Origin of the sequence: Variovorax boronicumulans NBRC 103145, assembly GCF_001591345.1 — a bacterium.
Lineage (GTDB): Bacteria > Pseudomonadota > Gammaproteobacteria > Burkholderiales > Burkholderiaceae_C > Variovorax > Variovorax boronicumulans.
Window position 1 is genome coordinate 1 of sequence record NZ_BCUS01000240.1, and the last position, 2406, is coordinate 2406.

Genomic DNA, 2406 nt, shown 5'->3' on the forward strand with positions numbered 1-2406 from the left:
GGCCGGCAGCTCGGCGCCGCCGCCGATGGGCAGCGACTCGGTCGAGGCGGTGCGCGAGCGGCCCAGGTGGCGCAACACGTGGTCGGTGGCTTCTTCGGCCAGGGCGCGGAAGGTGGTCCACTTGCCGCCCACGAGGCCCACGATGGGCACGTCGCGCGTGGCGCTCGGCGGGTCGACCACCACCGAGTGGTCGCGCGAGATCTGGCCCGGCTTGTCGGCGTCGGAGCGCGCCAGCGGGCGCACGCCGACATAGGTGTAGATCACGTGGTTGCGGTCGAAGGCCATGTTGGGGAACACCTCGCGCAGCACGTCGATCAGGTAGTCGATCTCGGCCGGCTCGGTGACGATCTGGTCGGGGTCTTCCACCGGGATGTCGGTGGAGCCCACCAGCACGCGGTCGAGGAAGGGATAGACGATGCACACGCGCCCGTCCACCGCCTCGAAGTAGGCCATGCGGCCTTCGAGCGCGTCGCGCAGCGCCGGGTGGTCGAGCACGAGGTGCGAGCCCTTGGTGCCCATCACGCGCGGGCCGGCGCCGCCGAGCACGGCCGCGCTGCGGTCGAGCCAGGCGCCGGTGGCGTTCACCACGGTGTCGGCCGTGACGCGCACCAGCGCGCCGGTGATCTCGTCGCGCAGCGTGAGGATGTTGCCCGCGCAGCCCGTCACGCGGCAGTAGTTGGCGGCGGCCGAGCGCGGCTGGTCGCGGCAGGCGTCGCCGATGAGCTCGAGGATCAGCCACTCGGGATGGCTGATCCAGGCGTCGAAGAAGGTGGCGGTCCAGCGGATCGCGGCGCGGAACAGGCGGCGGTCGTTGGTGGGCACGCGGCTGATGCGGTGGCCCGGCATCACGCGCTGGCGGCGGCCCAGCAGGTCGTACAGGCGCAGGCCCGCGGCCACGGCCAGCAGGCCGCGCGTGCGCTGCGGTGGCGTGCGCCCGAAGAACTTGAGCGCGCTGCTCAGCAGCCCGCCGAAGAAGCTCGACAGCGGCACCACGGTCTTCAGCGGCTGCACCAGGTGCGGCGCGTTGCGCAGCAGCAGGTTGCGCTCGCGCGTGGCCTCGGCCACCAGCGAGAAACTGCCGTTTTCCAGGTAGCGCAGGCCGCCGTGGATCATGCGCGAAGGCGCGCTGCTGGCGCCCGCGCCGAAGTCGCCCTTGTCGACGATGAGGCAATCGACGCGCTGCAGCGACAGGTCGCGGAACACGCCCACGCCGTTGATGCCGGCGCCGACGATCACCGTCGAAAAGTGGCGGCCCTCAAGAGAGGCTGGCCGGACAAAAGGCAGTTGCCACGCGCTCATGACGCACCGCCCGAAAGATGGTTGAAGACAGGAGACATGCGATCGATCAGTTCGTTGAATTCGGCGTTGAAATCGGCATGGGCCCGCGCGTCGCGCGCGTCGGGTTCGATGAGTTCGCAGGGCGCGCGCAGCGGGCTGGCAGGCCCCGCGTCGTCGAGGTCCTGCGACATCGCGGCATACAGGGCGGCGCCGCGCGCGCCGGTTTCGTCGTCGGCGCAGCGCTCGACCGGGTGGCCCAGCAGCGCCGCGAGCAGGCGCACCAGGCGCGCATCGCTGGCACCGCCGCCCAGCACGCTGGAGGCCGACACCGGCAGACCCTGCGACGCGAGGCGCGCGGTGTGGCGCGCATGCAGCGCGGCCACGGCATCGACCACGGCGCGCGCCATGTCGGCCGGCGTGTGGTGGCTCTTGAGCCCGACGAAGCCGGCCGTGATGCCGCCCCCGCCGTTGATGAAGGGAAGAAAGCGCAGCCCGTTCGCGCCGAGCGGCACGCCCATGGCCAGGTCGACCACGGCGCGCGCATCGGGCAGCCCGAGCGCGCCGGCCAGCCATGCGATGTTGGCCATCGACGAGGGGCTGTTCTCCATGTACAGGCGCTCGCGGGTGCGGCCGAAGTTGACGAGCGCGGCGACCTCCGGCTGCGGCGCGATCACCGGACCGATGACCGCATTGACGCACCACGTGCCCAGCACCGACACGGCGCGGCCGCGGTCTTCGGCGCCGATGGCGGTCATCGAGGCGAGCAGGTCGATGGCGCCCATCGCCACCGGAATGCCGGCGGGCAGGCCGCACAGCGCCGCCTCGGCCGCGCGCAGCCGGCCCATGGTCTGGCCGCTGGGCACCAGCGGGCCGAAGGCACGCGGCCCGAGGCCGTCGATGCCCGCGACCTCGAAGGCCAGGGGCGACCAGTCGCCGGTGGCCAGCGAGAGCAGGCCGGCGGTGCTGGCGTCGCTCGCGTCGGTGGCGATTTCGCCGGTCAGCAGGAAGCCGAGGTAGTCCTTGGCGAACAGCAGGCGGTGCAGCTCGCCGCGCTGCACGGCGTCGGCGCCCAGCAGCTCGGCCGCGATCACCGTGGGCTGGCCGGGCCAGGGGCGGCAGCCGACGTCG

General features: G+C 72.7%; 2 protein-coding genes. Both read right to left on the reverse strand.

The window, feature by feature from the left end; translation table 11 throughout:
- Positions 1 to 1299: glycerol-3-phosphate dehydrogenase/oxidase (locus VBO01S_RS31205; RefSeq protein WP_062483025.1), on the reverse strand; the 1299-nt coding region annotated here is incomplete at its 3' end.
- Positions 1296 to 2406 (reverse strand): FGGY-family carbohydrate kinase (locus tag VBO01S_RS31210; protein WP_062483022.1); only part of this gene is annotated, 1111 nt, incomplete at its 5' end. The genes VBO01S_RS31210 and VBO01S_RS31205, both read right to left, overlap by 4 nt.